The 23987-nt window shown below is 65.7% G+C and carries 17 protein-coding genes; 10 read left to right on the top strand and 7 right to left on the bottom strand.

Annotation, left to right across the window (positions count from 1 at the left end):
- Positions 1-188 precede the first annotated feature (188 nt).
- The gene (locus shn_RS30045) at positions 189-1019 is read left to right on the top strand and encodes a universal stress protein (RefSeq protein ID WP_064334204.1); all 831 of its coding nucleotides are present in this window, start codon (positions 189-191) and stop codon (positions 1017-1019) included.
- A 170-nt stretch (positions 1020-1189) separates the two neighbouring features.
- Here shn_RS30045 and shn_RS30040 read toward each other — a convergent pair whose 3' ends face one another.
- Positions 1190-2485: an MgtC/SapB family protein gene (locus shn_RS30040; RefSeq protein WP_245337513.1), complete on the bottom strand. Its 1296-nt coding sequence runs from the start codon at positions 2483-2485 to the stop codon at positions 1190-1192.
- Between the two features lie 115 nt (positions 2486-2600).
- Between shn_RS30040 and shn_RS30035 the strand changes: the two genes are divergently transcribed.
- Complete coding sequence (locus shn_RS30035; RefSeq protein ID WP_371328631.1) at positions 2601-4442, top strand: heavy metal translocating P-type ATPase; 1842 nt, start codon at positions 2601-2603, stop codon at positions 4440-4442.
- A 40-nt stretch (positions 4443-4482) separates the two neighbouring features.
- On the opposite strand, the gene shn_RS30030 is transcribed toward shn_RS30035, so the two are convergent.
- The 4 genes from shn_RS30030 to shn_RS30015 all read right to left on the bottom strand — a co-directional run bounded on the left by shn_RS30030 (position 4483) and on the right by shn_RS30015 (position 11240).
- Positions 4483-7200 (bottom strand): HAD-IC family P-type ATPase, encoded by a 2718-nt coding sequence (locus shn_RS30030; RefSeq protein WP_064334236.1) that lies wholly within the window; start codon positions 7198-7200, stop codon positions 4483-4485.
- Positions 7201-7234: 34 nt separating this feature from the next.
- Positions 7235-8101, bottom strand: coding sequence for a universal stress protein (locus shn_RS30025; protein ID WP_064334203.1), 867 nt, complete (start codon positions 8099-8101; stop codon positions 7235-7237).
- 55 nt (positions 8102-8156) lie between these two features.
- Positions 8157-9344: an acetate/propionate family kinase gene (locus shn_RS30020; RefSeq protein WP_064334202.1), complete on the bottom strand. Its 1188-nt coding sequence runs from the start codon at positions 9342-9344 to the stop codon at positions 8157-8159.
- A 159-nt stretch (positions 9345-9503) separates the two neighbouring features.
- Positions 9504-11240 carry an alpha/beta hydrolase gene (locus tag shn_RS30015; protein WP_245337520.1) on the bottom strand — a complete coding sequence of 579 codons (1737 nt, stop codon included), beginning with the start codon at positions 11238-11240 and terminating at the stop codon, positions 9504-9506.
- Positions 11241-11498: 258 nt separating this feature from the next.
- On the opposite strand from shn_RS30015, the gene shn_RS30010 reads away from it, so the two are divergent.
- From shn_RS30010 to shn_RS30000, 3 genes are all read left to right on the top strand, one after another.
- Positions 11499-11825, top strand: a complete 327-nt coding sequence (locus shn_RS30010; protein WP_064334201.1) for a hypothetical protein — start codon at positions 11499-11501, stop codon at positions 11823-11825.
- 74 nt (positions 11826-11899) lie between these two features.
- Positions 11900-14266 (top strand): phosphoketolase, encoded by a 2367-nt coding sequence (locus tag shn_RS30005; protein ID WP_064334200.1) that lies wholly within the window; start codon positions 11900-11902, stop codon positions 14264-14266.
- 39 nt (positions 14267-14305) lie between these two features.
- Positions 14306-15664 carry an MBL fold metallo-hydrolase RNA specificity domain-containing protein gene (locus tag shn_RS30000; RefSeq protein WP_064334199.1) on the top strand — a complete coding sequence of 453 codons (1359 nt, stop codon included), beginning with the start codon at positions 14306-14308 and terminating at the stop codon, positions 15662-15664.
- Between the two features lie 16 nt (positions 15665-15680).
- On the opposite strand, the gene shn_RS29995 is transcribed toward shn_RS30000, so the two are convergent.
- Positions 15681-16259 carry a GNAT family N-acetyltransferase gene (locus shn_RS29995; protein WP_145926102.1) on the bottom strand — a complete coding sequence of 193 codons (579 nt, stop codon included), beginning with the start codon at positions 16257-16259 and terminating at the stop codon, positions 15681-15683.
- A gap of 243 nt (positions 16260-16502) precedes the next feature.
- Here shn_RS29995 and argF point away from each other — a divergent pair, with 243 nt between their 5' ends.
- The 5 genes from argF (at position 16503) to shn_RS29970 (ending at position 21407) form a co-directional block, all read left to right on the top strand.
- A complete protein-coding gene (gene argF, locus shn_RS29990) occupies positions 16503-17504 on the top strand; it encodes an ornithine carbamoyltransferase (RefSeq protein ID WP_064334198.1) in 1002 nt (333 codons plus the stop codon).
- 110 nt (positions 17505-17614) lie between these two features.
- On the top strand, positions 17615-18436 hold the full coding sequence (locus tag shn_RS29985; RefSeq protein WP_064334197.1) for a universal stress protein: 822 nt from the start codon (positions 17615-17617) through the stop codon (positions 18434-18436).
- 146 nt (positions 18437-18582) lie between these two features.
- Positions 18583-18975 carry a hypothetical protein gene (locus tag shn_RS29980; protein ID WP_145926101.1) on the top strand — a complete coding sequence of 131 codons (393 nt, stop codon included), beginning with the start codon at positions 18583-18585 and terminating at the stop codon, positions 18973-18975.
- Between the two features lie 139 nt (positions 18976-19114).
- The gene (locus tag shn_RS29975; RefSeq protein ID WP_064334195.1) at positions 19115-19645 is read left to right on the top strand and encodes a YcnI family protein; all 531 of its coding nucleotides are present in this window, start codon (positions 19115-19117) and stop codon (positions 19643-19645) included.
- A 163-nt stretch (positions 19646-19808) separates the two neighbouring features.
- Positions 19809-21407 (top strand): copper resistance CopC/CopD family protein, encoded by a 1599-nt coding sequence (locus shn_RS29970; protein WP_145926100.1) that lies wholly within the window; start codon positions 19809-19811, stop codon positions 21405-21407.
- Positions 21408-21452: 45 nt separating this feature from the next.
- On the opposite strand, the gene shn_RS29965 is transcribed toward shn_RS29970, so the two are convergent.
- Positions 21453-23891, bottom strand: coding sequence for a TonB-dependent siderophore receptor (locus tag shn_RS29965; RefSeq protein WP_064334194.1), 2439 nt, complete (start codon positions 23889-23891; stop codon positions 21453-21455).
- Positions 23892-23987 lie beyond the last annotated feature (96 nt).

The following is a 23987-nucleotide window of genomic DNA, read 5'->3' as shown; positions in this document are numbered from 1 at the left end:
CTCATAGGTGGTGCGGATTCTTATCAAGTTTGATTTGAAAGCGCACATGGGCTGAATCGGGCCTTCAATCCTCGGTAAGCAGTTTTCAGGTCTCGCGCAGCGGTTTTGACGCAGATCATCGCGGCGCGGCCGAATTGGAGGCTAGGCTCTTCTTCGTTGGGCAACCATTCAGGCGAAGGAGTTCGAAAATGTCTTTCAAGACCATACTCTCGCTCATCGGCACGACAAACGCCGAAGCGGATATCGACAAGGCCGCGACCTTGACGGCGGAGCTGGAGGGGCATCTGTCCGTGGTGGCGCTGCGAACCGCGATATCACCGTTCGGTGCGGATTATCCGGCCGCCGCGGCTTGGCTGAACGAACGTCAAAAGGAGATCGATGGACTGATAGACGTCCGGCGCCTGGCCGACGACCGTTGCCGGAAAGGTAGGCTGCCGTTCGACATCGACCATATCTACGATGACCGGTTCATCATCGAAAGCAACATCGGCATGCGCGCGATGTATGCCGACGTCGTCGTCGCCGGGGAGGGTATCCGTTCGGATACCGACTTGCGCAAGGCAGCCGTCGCGGCCACGGCTTTCAATTCCGGCACGCCGCTCCTCCTGATGCCGAAAACGGGTCGCGTCAGCCTCAGGCCGAAAAATGTCCTTCTGGCTTGGAACTCGCGTCCGCAGGCCGCCAGCGCAGCGAAGGCCGCAATCGAGATGCTTGCAGGGGCCGATGCGGTTCACCTCACCGTTGTCGATCCGGACACATCCTATTTTGGGAACGGCGGAGAACCGGGCGCCGACATGGCGGCGTACTTGTCCCGTCATGGCGCAAAAGTCGTCGTCGAACAGCTGGCAAGTGGGGATCGGGCGACGGAGGACGTGATCCGGCAGCATGCGCTCGAACTCGGCTGCGATATGATCGTCATGGGAGCCTACGGCCATTCGCGCCTGCGCGAGCGCGTGTTCGGCGGCGTCACCGCGTCGATCCTCGAGAATTGCGACATACCCGTCTTTATGGCGCGGTAAGGATCGAAGCGCCTCGGCCATCTGTCCAGCGCCGGGGCGATCCTATCAATCTGTGGCCGTTTGCCGTGCCGTCCAGGCAGCCTGTCCGGAGTTGCCGAGGGCGGCGGTCCCGTGGCCTCCGGATAGGCTGATCCTCGCTTCGTGACTCAAGGATGGTAAGGGGGCTGCTGTCAAGCCAGCGGCAGGGCGTAGGCGGCATAGGCCGCCGTGCCGGCGACGAGCGTGATGGCGGCGAGCGGCAGGCTGAAGGAGGCGGGTGCGAGGACGGCTGCGATCCCCGCGCGGCACAGGGCATTCGTCGCCATGGCTGCCAGGATCGCCTTTCCGATCACGTCGAGCGGCAGCACATCCCTGCCCATTTGCAGAGCGGTCAGCACGGCGACGTCCACATCGACCGTGCCTGTCAATGCCGTCGTGGCCAAAAGACCGGAGCTGCCGAACTGCGAGACCAGAACAGCGCTCGCAATGCCGGCCACCGCGAAAATCGTCGCGAAGATCAGGAGTGGACCGATTTCGAACGGGTTGCTGGCCGGTACGTCCGCGAAGGGCTTGTTCTGCGGCCAGTAGAACATCGCGAGCCCGCATGCGGAGAATATGACTGCGGCCGTGGCGGCCGCCGGGCCGACAAGAATGATCGCGGTCGGGTCGATCAGCAGGATCAGCCCTATCACACGCGTGATGGATACGGCTGCACCCAGTGCTGCGGCGCCGGCGAGCGGAAGCGGATCGACGGACAGTTTGGCGGTTCGCGCCAGAACCATGGTGACGGCGGTCGACGATACCAGGGAACCGGCAATCGCACTCAGGACGAAGCCCTTCCTTGCCCCGAACATCCTGACGGCGATATAGCCGAGGAACGAGAGGCTCGCGGTCAGGACGGTGAAGAGCCATACCTTTCTTGGATTGAGGCCTCCCCACGGATCGATGGTTTCGTCCGGCAGAATCGGCAGGATCACGGCCGTCATGACGGCCAGCATCATTGCAGAGCGCAGCTCCACCCAGGTCAGGCGCTTCAGGAAACCGTGCAGGACGTCCCGGCTTGCAAGCGTGGCCGCAAGAGCCGCCCCTCCGGCCGCCGCCGCCTGGGCGTCCCCGGCCACAGCCAGCCCGCCGAGAGCGAAAACGCCAAGGCCTGCCATGACGGTGGTGACGCTATAGTCCGAATCCGATTGCGCCTCGCGCAGCTTGAACACGCCCAGCGTGACGGCGAAGCCGAGGAAACCGATCGGAAACACCATCGGATAGTGGAGGGATGCCGCGACGGCGGCCAGCACGCCGCCGAGAAGCCCCGATATCCCGAATGTGCGCATGCCGGCGGTTCTGCTGCCCGCGGGCGCCCGGCGTTCCTGCCAGCCGCGCTCGAGCCCGACCAGAAGGCCGATCGAAAGGGCAATGCCAAGTCTGGCTATGAGTGTGTCCATCGCCCGTGCCATCTGGATTGATCCCACAGGCCGGTGCGCGGCCATGGGCTGTGAAAAGCCACTGTAGACGAGTTGTGGCCTTTGGAATTGATCTTGCGCAAGGTGGGCATGGTCGTTTGCGGCCTATTCATCCGGTATTCTGCCGATGGGAGAAGGGAACGTGCCCCAAGCGAACCAGGGCTACTGGCCGCGGCATTCCAGCATGATACTGGTCGCGGTCGCAGCCGGAGGGCTTTTGATCGGGCTGGTCTTGTCGTGGCAGGCCGCCCGATATGCCGGTTTGGTCTGGACCATCGCGACGCTGGTGGTGCTTGCCAGCCTGTTCGCCCAGATTGCCGGTGCGCTGCGTCGGGGCGATATCGGGCTCGATATCGTCGCGGCACTTTCCATGTCTGCAGCGATTGCATTCAACGAACCGCTTGCGGGAAACGTCGTCGGCGTGATGTATGCCGGCGGCCAGTTGCTCGAAGCCTTTGCCGAAGGGCGAGCGCGCCGGGAGATGACGGCCCTGATGGGCCGCGTTTCGCATTCTGCCATGCGCTACGGTTCATCGGGGCTCGAAGAGATCGCGATCTCGCAGATACGGCCGGGCGACCGGCTGCTTGTCCGGCAAGGTGAGGTGCTCCCGGTGGATGGGGTCGTGTCCGGCGATGCGGCGGCGCTCGATATGGCGGCATTGACGGGGGAGTCCTTGCCGCGGCCCGTTCCGCCGGGCGGTGAGGCCCTGAGCGGCTCCACCAGCATGGGAGCGGCCTTCGACCTCGTCGCGAGCCGGAGTGCCGCCGAAAGCACCTATGCGGGGGTCGTGCGCCTGGTCGAGGCCGCGCAAGCCATCAAGGCGCCCATGGTCCGCATGGCGGATCGCTTTGCGATGGGCTTTCTGCTTTTGACCATCGGCATCGCGGGCCTCGCCTGGTATTTGTCGGAAGATCCGATCCGGGCGCTCGCCGTCCTTGTTGTCGCGACGCCCTGTCCTCTCATCCTTGCGGTTCCTGTCGCCATCATTTCCGGAATGTCGCGTGCAGCAGGGATCGGCGTCCTCGTGAAGAACGGCGGCATGCTCGAAATGCTGGCACGCGTGCGGACGGCGGTTCTCGACAAGACCGGCACGCTGACCCATGGCCAGGCTGCGGTGATGGATATCAGGACGACGCCGGCTTTCGCGGCGGAAACGGTTCTGCAGGCGGCCGCGAGCCTCGATCAGGCTTCCGGGCATGTCGTCGCCGCCGCGCTGGTTCATGTTGCAACCGAAAGGGGCCTGCCCCTGTCGAAGCCGGAAAGCGTGCAGGAAACACCAGGGACAGGCATTGAAGGGTGCGTGGACGGAAGAAGGGTCGTGGTCGGCGGGAGCGGTTTCGTGCAGCGCACATCCGGCTGTGATGATCCGCACGCCCTGATATCGCCCGAGATGCGAGCCTCCATGACCGTTGCCGTCGCCATCGATGGCGTGCTGGCGGGCATGATCGTTCTGAAGGACCAGATCCGCGCGGACGCGGTGTCGGTTCTGAACGACCTTCGGGCTGCCGGCATCCGGAGGCTCGTGCTGGCGTCGGGAGATCGTGTGGAGATCGCGCAGGCTGTGGGCAGGGCGCTTGGCATGGATGCCGTCCTCGGCGACCTGACGCCCGAAGCCAAGGTGGCCGCCGTCCGGGCGGAGGCGCGCGACGGCCCCGTGATGATGGTGGGCGATGGCGTCAACGATGCGCCGGCGCTCGCCGCGGCCGATATCGGCGTTGCCATGGGCGCGCGCGGCACGGCCTCGTCGTCGGAGGCCGCCGGCATCGTGCTTCTCGTCGATGAGCTCGCTCCGCTGGTCAAGGCGATTGCCATCGCGCGCCGAAGCCATCGGATCGCGCTCCAGAGCGTATCGGTGGGCCTTGCGCTTTCGATCGGCGCGATGGTCGTGGCGGCGTGCGGATATCTGCAGCCTCTCGAGGGCGCGATCCTTCAGGAGGCGATCGACGTGGCCGTGATCCTCAATGCATTGCGGGCGCTCCGGTAACGCGGGAATCCGGCCTGTCCGGCGGGCGTATCCCACCCTTTCAGGCATTCCAGGATGCTGCCGGCGAGACCTTTCGCATAAGGGTCTTTTCAAGCTCCAGCACCACCATCGTCACCAAACCGACCGCAAGGATCAGCAGCCCATCCGGCAAGGCGACCGGCGCGCTGTCGAAGAGCGCGTGCATGAACGGGGCGAAGGTGAAGAGGAGCTGCGCGGCCACCACGACCGCGATGGCAGCAAGAACGGCCGGCGTGCCCATCGCGCCGATCAGGCTGAACGACGTGCGGTGCAGATAGCGCACGTTGAACAGATAGAAGATCTCCATCACCACCAGCATGTTGACCACCATGGTGCGCGCGCCGTCCTCGCTATAGCCCCTGTAGAGTGCATATTCGAAGATACCGAAGACGCCGAGCATGAAGATGAGGGAGACGAAGGCGATGCGCCAGACGAGGAAGCGCGAGAGGATCGGTGCGTCGCGCCGGCGCGGCGGGCGGCGCATGACGCCAGGCTCCGAGGGCTCGAAGGCGAGCACCAGGCCGAGCGTCACGGTAAGGATCATGTTGATCCAGAGGATCTGAACCGGCGTCATCGGCAGCGTCAGGCCGAGGAGGATCGCGAAGATCACGCACAGCACCTCGCCGCCATTGGTGGGCAGCGTCCAGCCGATCACCTTGCGGATATTGTCGTAGACCGTGCGGCCCTCGTGCACGGCGGCGACGATCGAGGCGAAGTTGTCGTCGAGCAGCACCATCTGGGCGGCCTCCTTGGCCGCCTCCGTGCCCTTGCGGCCCATGGCGACGCCGACATCGGCCTGCTTGACCGCCGGGGCGTCGTTGACGCCGTCGCCGGTCATGGCGACGATATGGCCGTTGGCCTGGAGGGCGCGCACGATGCGCAGCTTGTGCTCGGGCGTGGCGCGGGCGAAGACGCTGACCTCCTCGACGGTCCGGCGCAGCTCCTCGTCCGTCATGGCGTCGAGCGCGCTGCCTTCGAGTGCCTTCGGATCGTCGGCGATGGCGAGCTTGCGGGCGATGGCGACGGCGGTGCCGTTGTGGTCGCCGGTGATCATCTTGACGGCGATGCCGGCGGAGCGGCATTCGGCCACCGCCGCAATCGCCTCCTCGCGCGGCGGGTCGATGAAACCCGCGACGCCGAGGAAGGTGAGGCCGGTCTCGACCATCGCGAAGGTCAGCCGCGCGACATCTTTCGGCGCGGTCCCCACCGCGAAGCCGAGCACGCGCTCGCCCTCGGCGGCGGCGGCGTCGATGCGCTGGCGCCAGTAGGCCGGGTCGATGGCGCCCGTCGCCTTTTCGCCCGCCTGGTTCGTGCACATGGCCAGCACCCGCTCGGGCGCGCCCTTGACGAAGATGCGGCGCGTGCCGTCCGGATCGTCGTGCAGCGTCGCCATGAAACGATGCTGGGCGTCGAACGGGATCTCGTCGAGCCGCCCCCAGATCTCGCGCTCGGTCTCCGGGTGCAGCCCGGCCTTGGCGGCAAGGGTGACGAGCGCGCCTTCCATCGGATCGCCCAGCACCGCCCACTGTCCGTCGCGCTCGATAAGCCGCGCATCGTTGCACAGGAGGGCGGCGCGGATGAGCGTATCGCGCACGGCATCCGGTCGTGCCGTGCCGCCGTCCGGGGCAGCGAGCCTGCCCTCCGGCGCATAGCCCGCGCCGGCAAGCTCCGTCACGCCCCCGGCCGTCACCACATGGCGCACGGTCATTTCGTTCTTCGTCAGCGTGCCCGTCTTGTCGGAGCAGATCACCGAGGTCGCGCCGAGTGTCTCGACGGCCGGCAGCCGGCGCACCACGGCGTTGCGCGCCGCCATCCGGCGCACGCCGATCGCCAGCGTGATGGTGATGACGGCCGGCAATCCTTCCGGCACGACGCCGACGGCGAGCGCAACGACCACCATCAGCGCGTCGAGCCAGTCGTAGTTTCTCGCCAGGACGGCGAAAACGAAGAGGATGGCGGCCGTGCCGATGGCGAACCAGGTGAAGAGCCGGCCGAACTCGTTGATCTGGCGCAGCAGCGGCGTGGTCAGCGTCTGCACGTTGCCGATGAGGTTGGAGATGCGGCCGATCTCGGTGCGGCTGCCCGTCGCCACCACGACGCCGTGTCCCTGGCCGGTGGTGATGAGGGTGCCGGAATGAAGGATCGGCAGCCGGTCGCCGAGCGCGGTATCGGCAGGAACGGTCTCCTCCCGCTTTTCGGCGGGTACGGATTCGCCGGTCAGGATCGCCTCGTCCGCGGTGAGCCCGCGCGCCCTGATGAGCCGGATATCGGCGGGCACCTTGTCGCCTGCCTCCAGCACGACGAGGTCGCCCGGAACGATCTCGCGGGCATCGACGGTATGCCGTTCGCCTTCGCGCACGACGACGGTGTGCGGGGCGATCATGTCGCGGATCGCGTCCAGCGCCCGCTCGGCCTTACCCTCCTGGATGAAACCGACCACGGCGTTGACCACGACGACGATGACGATGACCACGCCGTCGATGACATGGCCGAGCAGCATGGCGGCGAGGGCGGCCGACAGGAGGAAGTAGATGAGTGCGTTGTTGAACTGCGCAAGGAAGCGCAGGACCGGATGCGTGCGGGCGGTGGCCGGCAACTGGTTGGGGCCGTGAGTGCCGAGGCGCCGCCCGGCCTCGTCATGGCCGAGGCCGTCGAGACCCGTCGCCAGCACTGCGCAGGTCTCCTCCTTCGTGCGGGCGTGCCAGGCCTGCGGGCCGGATTGAATGTCGACCGCGCTCATGCGCTTCTCCTTTGCCATCACACCGTCACGCCGATCATCCATCGGATCGCACGCCCCTGCCGGGAACGATCATCACGTCGCACTCCACCTCTTCCAGAAGCGCCTCGGCGACGCTGCCGATCAATGCGCCGAGAAGGCCGGTCCGGCCGTAGGTGCCGGCAAGGAGCAGGTCGATGTCTTCCTTGATCGCGAATTCGGCAAGGAGGGGTGCGGGATCGCCATGGGCGACATGGATGCCGACATCGTTTCCCGCATCCGGCAGATGACTTGCGACGAAGGCTTTCGCATCCTTCCGCGCCAGGTTCGCCCGGCCCCGCTCGGAACCATCCTTGTCGTCGAGGAAACCGCGGAACGGCATGTCGAAGGCGTGGAAAAGCGTGATGTGGGCCGGCGGGAAGAGCAGGGCGCCCATTTCGAGCGCGCCGGTGGAGGCTTCGGAAAGGTCGCTGGCCACCACGATGCGGCGATAGGCCTGCCGCACCCGCTTCTTCACCACCAGCACTGGCAGGCCGGCCTGGCGCACCACGCTTGCCGTCGTGCCGCCGACCAGCATGTGCCCGAGCGCATCGTTGCCGGCAATGCCGGTGACGATCATGTCGCAATTCCTTTCGCGCGCGACGGCGAGGATGACGTCGGCCGGCTCTCCCTCGCGGATGTCGATATCCCAAGCGATATCGCCGACATCCGCGAACTCGCGATCGAGATGGCTGGATGCGCGCCGCCTGGCCGCGGCGAGGATGGTGGAGGTCGTGCCGGTCATGCTGACGACGTCGAGCGCATGCACGATCGTCAGCTTCGCCTTCCATGCCCGCGCAAGGTCGAGCGCACGGTCCTGCGCCCTGTCGCAGCGTGCGCTGAGGTCTGTTGCCAGGAGAAGGTGACGAGGGGGATTTTCGGTCATGGGCAAGCATCCTTGTCGTGTTGGCGCAGCGGGACGGTGCGGTTGCTGGCGGCGGTCACCTCGCGATGCCCTCCAGGATCGAGACGGTTTCCTCAGCGATCACCTGCTCCTCGTCGGTGGCGATGACGAAAGCGGCGATGCGGCTTTCCGGGGTGCTGATGCGGGTGGCGTTTGCGGCATTGGCGGCGGGATCGAGGTCGAGGCCGAGCCAGCCGAGCCGCTGGCAGACATCGGCCCGGACCGCCGGCTGGTTCTCGCCGACGCCGGCGGTGAAGACGACGGCGTCGAGACCGCCGAGCGTGGCGGCGAGCCGGGCGATCTCGCCGGCGATGCGGAAGGTGAAGAGCTCGATCGCCTCCCTCGCCTCCGGCGCATCGCTGGCGAGAAGATCGCGGCTGTCGGCGCTGATGCCGGAGACGCCGAGAAGGCCGGACTTGTGATACAGGAGATCCTCGACATCCCGCAGAGTGCGTTCCCCAGGCCCCAGGAGATGCAGCAGCACGCCGGGATCGAGTGCGCCGCATCGCGTCGCCATCGGAATGCCGTCGAGGGTCGAAAAGCCCATGCTGGTGTCGCGGCTGGTGCCCTCGTTGAGGCCGCACAGGCTCGCGCCGCTGCCGAGATGGGCGACCACGACCCTGCCGCTGGCCCTTTCGGGCGCAAGGCGGGTGAGTTCACCGGCGATGAACTTGTAGGAGAGGCCGTGGAAGCCGTACCGCTTGATACCGTGCTCGTGGAGGGCGCGCGGGATGGCGAAGCGGCGCACGAGCGCGTCGTTCGTCCGATGAAAGGCGGTGTCGAAGGAGGCAGCCTGCGGCAGGTCCGGCAGCACGCTGCCGATCGCCCGGATCAGGCGCAGGCTCTGCGGCTGGTGGAGCGGCGCCAGTGCCGTCAGCGCGTCGATCGCCGCGATCGTTTCCGCATCGAGGCGCACGGGGCCGTCGAACCTGTCGCCGCCGTGCACGACGCGATGCCCGACGAGCGCAACCTTCCCGAGATCGAAATTGCGGCCGAGGATGGCGAAGGTCTCCGACAGGATGTCGCTCAGGTTCCCGTCCGGCCGGGCCTCCAGCGTGGTTTCGATCCGCTGCTCCCCCTCGCCTGCCCGCAAGGTCAGCGGATCGTGGCGAAAATCGATCACGCCGCGCGCGATCCGGGCAGGACCGGCGACATCAAGCTCGAACAGGCCGATCTTCACGGTAGAGGAGCCAGCGTTGAAGGTCAGCAGGGTTTTCCGGCTCATGCGGACAGTCCTTTCATCGGATACGGCGTTCCGGCCATCTTGGCGGGCAGGAGGCCGACCGTCCACAGGCCATGGGCGACGAACCGGGCGATTGAGGCGGTATCGCGGGGTCGAGGCGCGCCGAAGGTCCTGTTGCGGAGAATGTCGGCCAGCGGAGTTTCACCTTTGCAAAACATAGGTCCCCGGAGCATCGGCGAGCGATCTGTTGCCCTTGCGGCGGGCGCCCATCGCCGGTGCTGCGACCCGCTCCGGCGCCGAACGCGCGGCAAGCCATCTCGTCCAGGCCTCCCACCACGAGCCCGGTCGCCCCTCGGCGGTTTCCGCCCATTCGTCCGCGCCCACGCATAGCCCTTCGGCCGCGCGCGTGGCGATGCGGTAGCGGCGGCGCGGGTGGCCCGGTTCGCTGACGATGCCGGCATTGTGGCCGCCGCTGGTGAGGACGAAGGTGAGGTCTGTATTGCTGAGGTAATGGATCTTGTAGACCGATCGCCAGGGCGCGACGTGATCGCGCTCGGTGCCGACCACGAACATCGGCACACGGATGTTCTGGATGGCGGCAGGGTGCCCGTCGACCAGGAAGCGCCCGGCGGCAAGCTCGTTGCCGAGATAAAGGCGTTTCAGGTATTCGGCATGCATCCGGTAGGGCATGCGGGTGGAATCGGCGTTCCAGGCCATCAGGTCGATCATCGGCGTGCGCTCGCCCATCATGTGCTCGTGCACGATGCGCGACCAGACGAGGTCGTTCGAGCGCAGGAGCTGGAAGGCGCCAGCCATCTGGTCGGCCGAGAGATAACCGCGGTTCCACATCATGCTTTCGAGCACATGCAACTGGCTGTGGTCGATGAAGAGCGCGAGTTCGCCGGGCTCCGTGAAATCCGTCTGCGCCGCAAGCAATGTCAGGCTCGCCAGCCGGTCGTCACCCCGGCGTGCCATGTCGGCGGCTGCGATGGACAGCAGCGTGCCGCCCAGGCAATAGCCCGCGGCATGGACCCTGCGGCCGGGAACGACGGCATCGACCGCCTCGAGCGCCGCCATCACGCCGAGCCGGCGATAGTCGTCCATCGTCAGGTCGCGGTCGGCCGCCGTCGGGTTGCGCCAGGAAATGCAGAAGACGGTGTGGCCCTTCTCCACCAGGTAACGCACGAGCGAATTGTGCGGCGAAAGGTCGAGGATGTAATATTTCATGATCCAGGCCGGCACGATCAGCACCGGTTCGGCCAGCACGGTTTCGCCTGCCGGCGCGTACTGGATCAGTTCGATCAGGTGGTTGCGGTAGACCACCTTGCCCGGCGTTGCGGCGACATCCCGGCCGACGACGAAATTCTCCGTGCCGGCCGGCTGCTGTCCGGTGGCGAGGCGCCCTACATCCTCCATCCAGTTGCGCAGGCCGTCGAGGAAATTCATGCCGCCGGATCGGATCGTCCTCTCCAGCACCTCCGGATTGGCGAAGGGCAGGTTGGAAGGCGAGAAGACATCGAGGATCTGGCGCGCGGCGAAGGACACGATATCCTGGTGATGCGGCGCCACACCGGGCACCTCGTTCGTGACATTGTGCCACCATTGCTGCTGGAGCAGGAAGGCCTGCGCCCAGATGCTGAACGGCGGCTTTTTCCAGCGCGGGTCGGCAAAGCGGTAGTCTCCGGCGAGAGGCTCGATGCAGGGCGGTGCATCCGGATCGGCTGCCGCTGCCGCGAGATGGCAAAGCAGGCGGACGGCCTTGCGGTTGGCCTTGTCGAGGAGTTCCAGCCGCTTGCCGGGCGCGGAGGCGAGATGGATCGACCAATCCATGAGGGCAAGCGCGAAGGCGGCAGGCGACAGGCCCGCGCTGAACTGCCCGGTGAACGCCTCCCGCATGCGGTCGATCGCGCGGAAGGCTTCGCTCCCCAGCTCCTCCATGCGCGGAACGGGCGGCAGGCCTGCCGCGTGCCGGAAAGGCAATGTCTCGCTCATCGGGCTGTTCATGGATGTCTCCTTCGGCAGGTTCATGTGCACTGCTGGAAGCAACCGCATTCGCATTGCGACCCCATGACCGGATGGCGGATCGAGCGCCACCCTATACAGGGCAGTCTCCATCTCCGTTGACACAGATCAAGTTTCATTGTGCGAAATCGCCTAGAATGAAATGATGTCGAAACGGGAAAAAGGGAGTTCGTCATGCCTGAAGTCAATGCGACGGATGCGGAGCGGGTTGTTGCGGCCTTTGCCCCCATGGCGGCCGATCCGCTTCTCCTGACGCCCTTCGAGATCGGAATGGCGATGTACCGGCACTGGCTGGGCGCGACGTCGCGCCTGCTCCAGGACCAATCCGCCCATCTGCAAAATCTCGCCGAATGCGACAATCCCTTCAACATGCTGGTCTATCAGACGGAGTTCGCCGAGAAATCCGTCGCGGCCGGCCTCGATGAACTGCGCCGGGGCGTCGATACGGTCACGGACGCCGCCCGTGGCCATATGGCTGTCGGCGGGACGTTGCCGCAATAGAACCGTGCCGTTGCCGGAGCAAACCGGAGGGTATGGGCGTTGAAGCCTTCGAACAGGCGACAGGGAGAGAGGGCATGGCGAACGATCCTGACACCGGGGACCTCGCGCTGATCGACCGTTACTGGCGGGCGGCCAACTATCTTTCCGTCGGCCAGATCTACCTGATGGACAATCCGCTGCTCCGCGAGCCGCTCAAGGCGGAGCATGTGAAGCCGCGCCTTCTCGGCCACTGGGGCACCACGCCGGGTCTGAATTTCATCTACGCCCACCTCAACCGGATCATCAAGGCCCGCGATGCCGACATCCTCTACATCTGCGGCCCCGGCCACGGCGGGCCTGGCATGGTGGCCAACACCTATCTGGAAGGCACCTATTCGGAAATCTATCCGGAGGTGGGCGAGGACGAGGCAGGGCTGAAGAAACTCTTCCGGCAGTTCTCCTTCCCCGGCGGCATTCCGAGCCATGCGGCGCCCGAGACGCCCGGTTCGATCCACGAGGGCGGCGAGCTCGGTTATGCGCTGGTGCATGCCTATGGCGCGGCCTTCGACAATCCCGACCTCGTCGTCGCCTGCGTGGTGGGGGACGGCGAGGCCGAGACCGGCCCGCTCGCCGCCGCCTGGCATTCCAACAAGTTCCTGAGCCCCGTCAGCGACGGCACGGTGCTGCCGATCCTGCATCTCAACGGCTACAAGATCGCCAACCCGACCGTGCTGGCACGCCTGCCGGACGAAGAGCTTGCCCATCTCTTCACCGGCTATGGCTACGATCCGATCTTCGTGGAGGGCCACGAGCCGCAGGCCATGCACCGGGACATGGCGGCGGCGCTCGACACGGCCTTCGACCGCATCGCGGCCATCCGCGCCGCAGCGAAGGGCGAACCCGCCCGAAGGCCGCACTGGCCGATGATCGTGCTGCGCAGCCCCAAGGGCTGGACGGGGCCGAAGGAGGTGGACGGCAAGGTGGTCGAGAACCATTGGCGCTCGCACCAGGTACCGGTCTCCGAATGCCGCTCGAACGCCGCCCATCGCGATATCCTCGAAGCCTGGATGCGCAGTTACGATCCGGAAGATCTCTTCGACGCGGCCGGCCGCCTCAAGCCGGACCTGCGGGCGCTCGCGCCGACAGGGGAACGCCGCATGGGTGCCAGCCCGCACGCCAATGGCGGCGTCCTGCGCAAGGCGTTGCGCACGCCGGACATTCGTGACTATGCGGTCGCCGTCGACAATCCCGGGGCTATCGACGCGCAGGCGACGAAGGTTCTCGGCGACTATCTGCGCGACGTGATCCGGCTGAACGCGGCGGAAAGCAATTTCCGCGTCTTCGGCCCGGACGAGACGGCCTCGAACCGGCTCGGCAGCGTCTTCGAGGCGACGGATCGCGTATGGATGGCCGAGACGCTGCCGACGGACGATCATCTTTCGCCGGACGGCCGCGTCATGGAGGTCTTGAGCGAGCATCTCTGCCAGGGCTGGCTGGAAGGCTATCTCCTCTCCGGCCGCCACGGCTTCTTCTCCTGTTACGAAGCCTTCATCCACATCGTCGATTCGATGTTCAACCAGCATGCCAAGTGGCTGAAGGTCGCGCGCGAGCTGCCCTGGCGCAAGCCGGTCTCCTCGCTCAACTACCTCCTGACCTCCCATGTCTGGCGGCAGGACCACAACGGCTTCTCGCACCAGGATCCCGGCTTCGTCGATCTCGTCGCCAACAAGGGCGCGGATATCGTGCGCGTCTACCTGCCGCCGGACGCCAACACGCTGCTTTGGGTCGGCGATCATTGCCTGAAGACCTGGAACCGCATCAACGTCATCGTCGCCGGCAAGCAGCCGGCGCCGCAATGGCTGGCCATGGATGAGGCGGTGCGCCATTGCGAGGCCGGGCTCGGCATCTGGGACTGGGCGGGCACGGAAGAGGGGCTTGGCCCGGACATCGTGATGGCCTGCGCCGGCGACGTGCCGACCATGGAAACGCTCGCCGCCGTCGATCTCCTGCGCCAGGCGCTGCCGTACCTGCGCATCCGCGTCGTCAATGTCGTCGACCTGATGGCGCTGCAATCGCCGCAGCACCATCCGCACGGCATTTCGGACGCGGCTTTCGACCGGATCTTTACCCGCGACCGGCCGGTGATCTTCGCCTATCACGGCTATCCCTACCTCATCCATCGGCTGGTCTACAAACGCACGAACCATACGAACGTGCATGTCAGGGGCTTCATCGAGGAGGGCACGACCACCACGCCCTTCGACATGGCCGTGATGAACGAGCTCGACCGTTATCATCTCGCCATCGAGGCCGTCGAGCGCCTGCCGGTTCTGGGTGAAAAGGTGGCGGATATCGTTGCCGCGCTGAAGGGGAAGCTTGCCGAGCACCACGCCTATGTGCGCGAGCATGGCGAGGACATGCCGGAAATTCGGGACTGGAAATGGCCCTATCCGCGGCAGTAGCCGTGCCGTGGGCAAAGCGGTCCGCGAGGGGAGGGGATCATGCTGTCACTGAAATCGCTCGGCGGCGCCGGAACCGTCACCGGTTCGAAGCATCTGCTTTCCCTCGGCGAGCATCGCATCCTGATCGATTGCGGTCTTTTCCAGGGCCTGAAGAACCTGCGTGACCTCAACTGGACGCCCCTGCCGGTCTCCCCGCACGCCATCGATGCGGTGATCCTCACCCATGCGCATCTCGATCATAGCGGATACCTGCCGCGTCTGGTGCATGCGGGCTATCGCGGCAAGGTCTATGCAACGCCGGCCACCCGCGACGTCGCCGAACTGATCCTCATGGACAGCGGCCACCTGCAGGAAAAGGATGCCGAGTTCCTCAACCGGCACAAGCTGTCGCGCCACCAGCCGGCCCTTCCGCTCTATGGCGTGCGGGACGCGCAACGGGCTGTCGAGCACTTCTCGACCGTGGAGTTCGGACAGGCGGTGCGGCTTGCCAACGGCGCGACCTTCCGCTTCCGTCCCGCCGGGCACATTCTGGGCGCAGCGAGCGTGGACCTTGAATGGGGCGGCCGCCGGATCGTCTTTTCCGGCGATATCGGGCGCTACGGCGATCCGCTCATGCCGGACCCGGCTCCGCCGCCGGAGGCCGACTATATCCTCATCGAATCCACCTACGGCAATCGTATCCACGACAGGACCGACCCGGCCGATGCCCTGCAGGCGGTCATCGACCGGACGGTCAGGCGCGGCGGCACGCTCGTCGTCCCGGCCTTCGCCGTCGGCAGGGCGCAGGAACTGCTCTACTATTTCTGGAAGCTGAAGCGGGCGGGCCGCCTTCCGGCCGTTCCGCTGTTCCTCGACAGTCCGATGGCCATCGACGCGACGGGGCTTCTGGGCCGGCACATGCAGGATCACCGTCTCGATATGGAAACCTGCAAGGCCGTGTTCTCCATCGCGCGCTACACCGACGACGTCGAGGCTTCGAAGGCGATCAGCGCCAACCGGTTCCCCAAGATCGTCATTTCGGCTTCGGGCATGGCGACGGGCGGGCGCGTCCTGCATCATCTCAAGGCGTTCGCGCCCGATGCCCGCAATACGATCCTGCTTGCCGGCTTCCAGGCGGCCGGCACGCGAGGCCGCTCGCTCCAGGAAGGCGCGAGGGAGCTGAAGATCCATGGCTCCTGGGTGCCGGTCAATGCGGAGGTGGCACATCTCGACATGCTCTCGGCCCATGCCGATGCCGACGAACTGATGCGCTGGCTCTCCGCCTGCCCGCGCCCGCCGCGCAAGGTCTTCATCGTGCACGGCGAGGCCGAAGCCTCCGAAGCGTTGCGCATTCGCATCGCGCGGGAGCTTGGATGGGCGAGCGTCGTGCCGCGGCTCGATCAGGAATTCGTGTTGTGAGCCCGGCAGACCGGGTTCAGGCGGAGCGGAGGTCCTTGCGGATCAGGACGAGGGTCGCGTCGTCGGGATAGGGGATCGCGACGAAACCCTGCTCCCGTTCGAGTTCGATGGCCTCGTGGTTTTCGCGGCTTTCGAGCGATTCCAGGGTCTCGACGCCGCGAGACTGCGCGTAGCGGGCCGCATGGCGCAGCATTTCCCAGGCGATGCCCTTGTGCTTGTCCTCGGCGCGAACGGAGATCGCCACCTCCGCCTTCGTCATCGACGGATCGCAGGCAACCATCGCCGCCGCGACGATCGCCTTGCCGTCATCGGCAAAGGCAAGGAAGTGCTCTGTCGCGCGATGATCGACCTGCGTCATGGCGAGGAGACGTTCATGGCTCACCTCGCGCACGCCGCCGAGGAAACGGAAGCGCAGGTCTGCGGGCGCCACATGGGCGAAGAACGCGGCCAGAAGCACCTCGTCCTCGGGGCGGACCGGGCGAATGTGGAGCACGAACCCGGTGCGGGTCACCAGATCGCAGCTCCAGAGGTCGGTGGCCGGCCGAACGGATGAACCGCCCGCTCGTTCCGGTTCCTCGTAGACAAGTGCTATCATCGCATTCTCCTTCGCAAGGTTCGAGATCGATTTCCGATGTTGGCCATTGTGCACCCGCTGCCGCAACCGGGCTTTGATGCGGGTCAAGGTGATGCGGAGGGACCGGGTGCAGTCTTCCCACACTTTCGAATGCCGGGAGGCGGTGCCGTGCCTGACGCAGAACATGGCCGCCAGGGCCGCGGCGGGGCCACTGCATGACCTGCCCCATCGCGCGCGATCCGATCTGACAGAGGAGAAACCGACATGCCCGTCAATCTGCATGGCCGCAGCGTGCTGACGCTGGACGATTTTTCCGGCGCGGAGATCCGCTACCTGCTGCGTCTTGCCGCCGAGCTCAAGGCGGCGAAGCAGGCCGGCACGGAGGTGCCGCGTCTTGCCCGCAAGAACATCGCCCTGATCTTCGAAAAGGATTCCACCCGCACCCGCTCCGGCTTCGAGGTCGCGGCCTACGATCAGGGCGCGCACGTCACCTATATCGGCCCGTCCGGCAGCCATATCGGCCACAAGGAGACGATGAAGGACACGGCGCGCGTGCTCGGGCGCATGTACGACGCCATCGAGTTCAGGGGCTTCAGCCAGCATCAGGCGGATGTGCTGGCCGCCTATGCCGGCGTGCCGGTCTATAACGGGCTGACCGACGAGGCGCATCCGACCCAGGTTCTCGCCGACTTCATGACGATGCGCGAATTCACCCACAAGCACCTGTCGGACACGACGCTCGTCTTCGCCGGCGCGGGGCGGGACAATGTGGCGACGTCGCTCGCGATCGGCGCGGCGAAGGTCGGCATGGACATGCGCATCGCTTCGCCCCGCGCGCTCTGGCCGGACGATGCGTTCTGCGATCGCGTCCGGTCCATGGCAGAAGCGAACGGCGGCAGCTTCCGGCTGGATGAGGATGTCCATGCCGCCGTGCTCGGGGCCGATTTCGTCTATACCGACGTCTGGCTTTCCATGGGCGAGAACGAGAGCGCCTGGCGGGAAAGGATAGAGCTCCTGACGCCCTATCGCGTGACCCGCGCGCTGTTGGCCGCGACGAGAACGCCGCATACAAAGTTCATGCATTGCCTGCCGGCCTTCCACAATGCGGAGACGGAGGTCGGGCAGGACATCGCCCGAAGCTACGGCATCGATTGCATGGAGGTCACCGACGAGGTCTTCGAATCGGCCGCATCGATCGTGTTCGACCAGGCGGAAAACCGCATGCACACGATCAAGGCAATCCTCGTCGCCACTATCGGAGCGTGACATGAGGATCGGTGCCGGGCGGGTTTGCTGCACTTGATCGGCGTCAAGGTGACGTTTTGCATGTGCACTATCCTTTACCCAGATAGAAAACAGGAGGGAGGAGCAGTCCGATGAGCTACAAGTCCATTCTCGTGAATCTGGATGTCGACGGGCCGATCGGTCCGGTCGTGAAGGCGGCGCGTGCGCTGGCGCAGCGTTGGAACGCCAGGCTGATCGGATTTTGCGCGGCCGACGTGTATCTGCCGGTCACCGGGCCGGAGGGCGCGACGCTCGCCGCGGAAGTCTGGCAGCAGATGCGCGACGACGACGAGCGCCGGTTCAAGGAACTGCGCAAGGAATTCGAGACCCTGGTTGCCGGCGCCGTCGAGACCGAATGGCGCGAAGCCCTGGAAAGACCGACCTACGCCCTTGTTCAGGCATCGAGAGCAGCCGATCTCGTCGTCATGCAGGCGGCCGATGGCGCCGCGACGCGGGATACGGCGCGCCGGTCCGATCCGGGGAGCGTCGTCCTGCAGGCGGGGCGTCCCCTGCTGATCGTCGGGACGGAGGCGGAACACAGGCTCGGCAGGAAGATCGTGGTCGCCTGGAAGGACACGAAGGAAGCGCGGCGGGCGGTCCTCGATGCCGTGCCGCTGCTCCAGGCGGCCGACGATGTCATCGTGGTCACGGTGGCGCCCACCATCGATCAATGGGCTCGCGAGAGCATGGCCGACGTTACTGCGTTTCTCGCCCGCCATGGCGTGGCCGCGCGCAATGAAAGCATGGAGAGCTACCACGAGAGCGACAGCCTGATCGCGCTCGTCGACCGCTACGATGCCGATCTCGTCGTTTCGGGCGCTTTCGGGCACAGCCGGCTCAGGGAATGGGCTTTCGGAGGCATGACCCGATCGTTGCTCGACGAAGTCCGGCTCAACCGTTTCATGTCGAGCTGACCGGGCCGCTTGCGGCTGAACAAGGAACGCATGGTGGAAGGGTTTCGCAGTTCTGATTGTTGCAGCGCAAGCTCTGCGGCAATTCGGCAGGTAAGGAGCCTTTTCATCGCGAAGCACGATTGGTAAGCCTTGCGGGAGAGGTTTCGATGAACAAGCGTCTGCAACAAAGCCGGATTGGAATGGTGGCCTTCGCCGTCGCCATCCTGATGGCGTTGCAGGTGCTCCTCAGCCCGTTCGCCGTTGCAGCCAGCGCCGCCACGTCGCCGGTCGATGCCTTCGGCAACCCGCTCTGCATCACGCATATCGAGGAGCAGGAACCGGCGTCCGCGCCGGGCAAGGAGCGTTCGCTCGCTCCCGATTGCTGCGTGCTTGCCTGCGGCTCGGCCGCAGCCTTCGTGCCGACGCACCACGCCGTCCCCATCCTGTTCAATCCGCTTGCCCAGCCATCGCAGCGGATCCTCGATGGCTATGGCGTCACTGTCCCGTCGGTGTATGACGCGCTCCCCGGACATCCGCGCGGTCCCCCCACGAACGCCTGATCGCCAGGCAGGGACCGTTCCGCGGCCATGATGATCAATCTGCCTTGGGCCCATTGACGGGCAGGGCAGGTGACGTCGCGCGCCTCCTTCTTCCTTCAAATCTTGCCGGCAGGGATGACCGGCCTCATGGAGACTGACTATGCTGAAAAGAATGCTTGCAACCGTTGCCGCCCTCGCAATCGGTTCCGGAACCGCCTTCGCCCATGTTTCGCTGCAACTGAAGGAGGCGCCGGTCGGCTCGACCTACCGCGCGATCTTCCAGGTGCCGCATGGTTGCGAAGGCAAGCCGACGAATGTGGTCCGCGTGCAGATCCCGGAAGGCGTCATCGCGGTCAAGCCGCAGCCGAAGGCCGGCTGGACGCTCGAAAAGATCAAGGGCGCTTATGCGAAATCCTACGACTACCACGGCACGCCGACGACTGAAGGCGTGAAGGAGATCGTGTGGAGCGGCGGCAGCCTTGGCGATGACGAATATGACGAGTTCGTCCTGCGGGTCTATCTGACGAAGGACCTGAAAGCGGGCGAAACGCTCCACTTCCCCGTGGTGCAGGAGTGCCCGGATGGCATGGCCGAGCGCTGGATCGAGATTCCGGCCGAGGGCCAGTCGGCCGACGATCTCGAGCTTCCCGCGCCCGGTGTGAAGCTGCTCGAGGCTGCAGGCGGCCACTAAAGCATGTCGCAAAGGCGCGAAGCGGTTTTGCGCTCGCAATTGCGGAGAAGCAAAAAGGTAAGGGTAGTGTTTCCGCGGTTCGGTGAAAAGCGGAAGACATCCTGACCCCGTGAAGGCCGGCGCCATCGGGGTGCCGGTCGCATCTGTCCTTCGGAGATCGTTCGTGCGGAACCATCTTGGCCGATCCTGTATCCGGGTATTTCTAACCGGCATCCTCTGGTGCTGCCTCACCGTGGCGGCGATGGCGCATGCCGCGCTGACGGGGGCGGTGCCGGCGGATGGGGCGGTCGTCGAAACGCCCCCGAAATCCCTGTCGCTGTCCTTCAGCGAGCCGGTTTCGCCGCTCGTGCTGAGGCTCATCCTGCCGGATGGCCAGGCAAGGACGCTCGGAACATTCGTCCTTCGAGACCGCGTTCTTGAAATCGCGCCGCCGGATGACCTCGGGGCCGGTACCCATGTCCTTGTCTGGCGCGTCGTCTCCGAGGACGGGCATCCGGTTGCGGGTTCCACGGTCTTTTCGATCGGTGCGCCAGGCAATGTGCCGCCCGTCGCGGAAGGGGCGGTCGACTGGCCGGTCAGGATCGCGCTGTGGCTTGCGCGGGTCGTGAGCTATGCCGGTCTTTTCTTCGGGATCGGCGGCCTCTTTGCCGTCCGCTGGCTGATCCCGGGCGGGGCCGATGGCCTGCGCGTCATAAGGGCGGCAACGCTGCTCGGCGCGGTGGCGACCATCCTCTCCCTGGGTTTTCAGGGGCTGGACGCACTCGGCGCTCCCCTGTCTGCCCTCGCGGATAGAGCGGTGTGGCAAGCCGGCCTCGCCACGCGTTTCGGCTTGACCGTCATGGCGCTTCTGGCGGCATTCTGTCTGGCAATCGTTGCCCCTTCGAGGGCGCGATTTGCGGGCCGGGCGGCATCCCTGGTGTCTCTCGTCGTCGGAAGCGGCGCCTTGGCGTTGAGTGGCCATGCAAGTTCGGCCGCGCCGCAGTGGCTGATGCAACCTGCCGTCTTTGTGCATGCGATTACGATAGAGGTCTGGATCGGCGCCCTTCTGCCGCTGGCCTACGCCCTGCGGCGGGGCGGTGATGCGGGCCGGCAGGCGCTCGGCCGATTTTCACGCCTGATCCCCGTCTGCGTTGCCGTCCTGACCGTGGCCGGCCTGCTGCTTGCGGTCGTTCAGGTTCAGCAATTCGGCGCGCTTTTTTCAACGGCCTACGGCAACGTGCTGCTGGTCAAGCTGGCGCTGCTTGCCGTCCTGTTTGCGCTCGTGGCTCTCAACCGCTGGATTTTCACCAGGCCTGCCGTGGGTGGGGATCGCGGCGCAGCGCGGCGGCTCGGGCGCGCGATCATTGTCGAGACCATGATCGTCCTTGCGATTTTTGCCGTCGCTGCGGCGTGGCGGTTCACGCCACCACCGCGCGCACTGGTGCTCGTGGCGGCGCGACCGGTCTCGACCCACATCCATTCGGACAAGGTGATGGCCGAAATCACGCTCACTCCCGGGCGCTCCGGTCCGGTCCAGGTATCCGCCGTCATCTTGTCGCCGGGCTTCACACCCCTGACCCCGAAGGATGTCACGTTCGTCTTCTCCAACCCGGAAGCGGGCATCGAGCCGATGCGCAGGCGGGCCGTCCTACAAGCCGACGGGACCTGGCGGGCCGTGGACGTCGTGATTCCCCTGGCCGGGCAATGGCGCGTGAGGCTCGACGTTCTCATCAGCGATTTCGAGCTCGTGCGGTTGCAGGAAACGGTTGAAATCGCGCCCTAGAACATCCGACCCTCCACGGGCCGAATGTCGATTGGTCTTTAGAGTCTACCACGTATAGCTCAGGTTCGCCTTGACGGCTCGGCGGTTTCCAAACAGGACGGTGTCGGAATAGAAACCGGGCGTGAAGTATTTCTCGTCTGTCAGGTTGCTGCCCGAGACGGTGAGCTTCAGCCCGTCGAAATCCGGGTTCCGCGCGCCGAAATCATAGCTGACCGCCGCGTCGAGCAGCGTGTAGCCCGCGACCTTGACCTGCGCGCCCGTGCCTCCGTCCATCACCGCCATCGAACTTCCGACGAAGCGTACGCCGCCGCCGACCGTCAGGCCCGACAGCGCTTCCTGCTGGAAGGCATAGTCGAGCCACAGCGAGGCCTGATGATAGGGAACCGCTGCCATGCGGGTGCCGGCCTTGCTGATGCCGGTCGCATCCGGATTGTCCTTCGTTATGCGCGTATCCGTGTAGGAATAGGCGGCCGTCAGCGCCAGCGCGTCCGTCAGGTCCGCCTTCGCCTCGATCTCGAAGCCGCGCGAGCGCACCTCACCCTCCTGCACCAGGAAGCCGGGATGGAGCGGGTCATTCGTGGTGACGTTCTGCTGGGTGATCTGGAAGAGCGAGGCCGTGACCAGGCCGTTCCAGCCGAGCGGCTGATACTTGATGCCCGCCTCCCACTGTTCGCCCGTCGTCGGCTCGAAGGCGCGGCCGGAAAAGTCCGTGCCGGCCTCCGGCTGGAAGGAGGTGGAATAGCTGAGATAGGGGGCGAGGCCGTTGTCGAAGAGATAGCCGATGCCGGCCCTGCCCGTGAAGGCGTGATTGCGCTCCGATGTGCTGATGGCGCTGGCAAGGTCGTCCACATCGGTCTTGACCCAGTCGTAGCGGCCGGCGAAAGAGAGCACCCAGTTGTCGATCCTGACCTGGTCCTGCGCATAGAGGCCGACCTGGGTCTGGATGAGGTTCTCGTCCGACCAGGGTACGCCGAAGGTCAGGCCCGAGGGATCGTAGACCGGGTCGAAGATGTCGATCGTGATGAAATTGGTCGAATTCGCGCGGCGCTCGTGGCTGTCGTAGCGGCCGTAGTCTAGGCCGAAGAGCAGATTGTGCTCGCTTGCACCAAGCTCGACGGTACCGCCGATATTGTTATCGACGAGGAAGCTGTTCGTGGTCTTCGGCCGCTGCTGTGCGCCGATGCGCGCATAATGCCCATCGAAGAGCGTCGTCGGCCAGTCCCAGATCCAGCCGGCCGTATAGTCGACCTTTGCGTGGCTGTAGCGAACATTCTGGTTGAAGGTCCAGCCGTTGTCGAATTCGTGCTTGAATTCGTAGCCGACGGAGGTGTTCTGCGTGTTCCATTCCGTCACGCCGGGAATGCCGAGATAAAGGCTGGACGGGATGCGCACGCCCTTGTCGAAGATGGTGTTGTCCATCGGCAGGCTCTGCTCGCCGCCGCCCTTGTGGACCTTGTGGTAGTTGGCAAGCAGGGTGAACGACGTGCCCTCGTCGGGCTTCCAGGTGAAGGCGGGCGCGATGTAGAGCGCGTCGTCCGGCGAATGGTCGATCTGGGTGCCGCTGTCGCGGAGAAGCGCGGTGAAGCGATAGAGGAAAGCGTCGTCCTCTGAAACCGGACCGCCGAAATCGGCGGTCACCTGCCGGCGTCCGTAGCTGCCATATTCCACCTGTACCTCGCGGTAGGGCGCCTCGGTCGGGCGCTTGGAAGTGGCGTTCACGAGGCCGCCGGGCGTCGACTGGCCGAAGAGCACCGAGGACGGTCCCTTGAGAACGTCGAGCCGTTCCAGCCCGAACATCTCGATGTCGTTGTCGTAGGAATTGAAGCCATTGCGGATGCCGTCGCGATAGTTGGCATATTGGCCGATGGCGCGGAAACCACGCAGATAGAGGTCGGGCATGCCCTGGCCGCCCGGATAGTCGATGACGCGCAGGCCCGGCGTGTAGGCGACGGCCGCGTTGAAATCGCCCGCGCCGCGCGCATCCATCTCCTTGCGCGTCACGACGTTCACGGTCTGCGGCACTTCGAGGATCGGCGTGTCGCTCTTGGTGGCGATGCGGCTGCCCTTGGCGACGATGCCGTTGGTGCCGCCGTCCTCGCCCGTTACCACGATGGGCGAAAGGGCGGTGGAACCTTCCGTATCGCCGACGCTGCCGGTCTCGGACGGGTCGATCAGCATGACGGTCCTGTCGGTCCGGAAACGCCAGGTCAGGCCGCTGCCGCCGAGTAACTTCGCCAGCGCCGCGTCGGCCGGGAGCGTGCCGCTGACGCCCGGCGAGCGGATGCCGGCAGGCACCGTGCCGTTGAAGACGATGTCGATGCCGGTCGTTGCGGAAAAGCGCACCAGGGCGGCAGGAAGCGGCTGCGCGGCGATGGAGAAGCTGTAGGACTGGCTGGCCGCCTGCGCCGCTGCCGGCTGGAGCGGCGCAAGGAGCGCCATGCCCGCCGTGCTCGCCGCCAGCATCAAAGGCATGGCGATGGCCATCCTGCCCTGTCCCGATCTCTTCCGATAAGCTGTGCGCACCATGAACCCCCTGGATACTCTGAAATCCTGCCGTCGAAACGGTCTCGAAGGATTCGA

The sequence above is a fragment of the Shinella sp. HZN7 genome (assembly GCF_001652565.1).
GTDB classification, from domain to species: Bacteria; Pseudomonadota; Alphaproteobacteria; order Rhizobiales; family Rhizobiaceae; genus Shinella; species Shinella granuli.
Note: the sequence above shows the minus strand (reverse complement) of the source record. Positions and strands in the feature narration are given on the sequence as shown.

Excerpts from the sequence above, each read along its gene's own strand:
- shn_RS30045 (WP_064334204.1), top strand. The coding sequence starts at position 189 with ATGTCTTTCAAGACCATACTCTCGCTCATCGGCACGACAAACGCCGAA.
- shn_RS30040 (WP_245337513.1), bottom strand. The coding sequence starts at position 2,485 with ATGGCCGCGCACCGGCCTGTGGGATCAATCCAGATGGCACGGGCGATG.
- shn_RS30030 (WP_064334236.1), bottom strand. The coding sequence starts at position 7,200 with ATGAGCGCGGTCGACATTCAATCCGGCCCGCAGGCCTGGCACGCCCGC.
- shn_RS30025 (WP_064334203.1), bottom strand. The coding sequence starts at position 8,101 with ATGACCGAAAATCCCCCTCGTCACCTTCTCCTGGCAACAGACCTCAGC.
- shn_RS30020 (WP_064334202.1), bottom strand. The coding sequence starts at position 9,344 with ATGAGCCGGAAAACCCTGCTGACCTTCAACGCTGGCTCCTCTACCGTG.
- shn_RS30015 (WP_245337520.1), bottom strand. The coding sequence starts at position 11,240 with ATGGAGGAGCTGGGGAGCGAAGCCTTCCGCGCGATCGACCGCATGCGG.
- shn_RS30010 (WP_064334201.1), top strand. The coding sequence starts at position 11,499 with ATGCCTGAAGTCAATGCGACGGATGCGGAGCGGGTTGTTGCGGCCTTT.
- shn_RS30005 (WP_064334200.1), top strand. The coding sequence starts at position 11,900 with ATGGCGAACGATCCTGACACCGGGGACCTCGCGCTGATCGACCGTTAC.
- shn_RS30000 (WP_064334199.1), top strand. The coding sequence starts at position 14,306 with ATGCTGTCACTGAAATCGCTCGGCGGCGCCGGAACCGTCACCGGTTCG.
- shn_RS29995 (WP_145926102.1), bottom strand. The coding sequence starts at position 16,259 with ATGATAGCACTTGTCTACGAGGAACCGGAACGAGCGGGCGGTTCATCC.
- argF (WP_064334198.1), top strand. The coding sequence starts at position 16,503 with ATGCCCGTCAATCTGCATGGCCGCAGCGTGCTGACGCTGGACGATTTT.
- shn_RS29985 (WP_064334197.1), top strand. The coding sequence starts at position 17,615 with ATGAGCTACAAGTCCATTCTCGTGAATCTGGATGTCGACGGGCCGATC.
- shn_RS29980 (WP_145926101.1), top strand. The coding sequence starts at position 18,583 with ATGAACAAGCGTCTGCAACAAAGCCGGATTGGAATGGTGGCCTTCGCC.
- shn_RS29975 (WP_064334195.1), top strand. The coding sequence starts at position 19,115 with ATGCTGAAAAGAATGCTTGCAACCGTTGCCGCCCTCGCAATCGGTTCC.
- shn_RS29965 (WP_064334194.1), bottom strand. The coding sequence starts at position 23,891 with ATGGCCATCGCCATGCCTTTGATGCTGGCGGCGAGCACGGCGGGCATG.